Annotated in this window: 1 protein-coding gene; it reads left to right on the top strand. The window is 63.4% G+C overall.

Features of this window, described 5'->3' with window-relative positions:
- The coding region (mreD, locus tag R0J88_RS23285) for a rod shape-determining protein MreD (RefSeq protein WP_410901358.1) at nucleotides 1–238 on the top strand (238 nt) is incomplete at both ends.

Here is a 238-nt window from a genome sequence, read left to right on the forward strand (position 1 = left end):
GCATCGTCTCGCCGCAGAGTGTCGGAGTCTTCCACGGCTTCCTGTTCGGACTGGCGCTGGATGTGCTGCAGGGCGCACCGCTGGGGCACAACGCCCTGGTACTGTCGCTGACGGCCTTCATGGGTGTGCTGCTCTATCAGCGCATTCGCGCCTACTCGCTGTTGCAGCAGGCGTTGCTGGTGATCGTGGTGCTGGGCATCGCGCAGTTGCTGGATCAATGGCTGCGCAGTCTGTTCGG

Origin of the sequence: Pseudoalteromonas sp. SIMBA_162, from assembly GCF_046535955.1 — a bacterium.
Lineage (GTDB): Bacteria > Pseudomonadota > Gammaproteobacteria > Enterobacterales > Alteromonadaceae > Pseudoalteromonas > Pseudoalteromonas marina.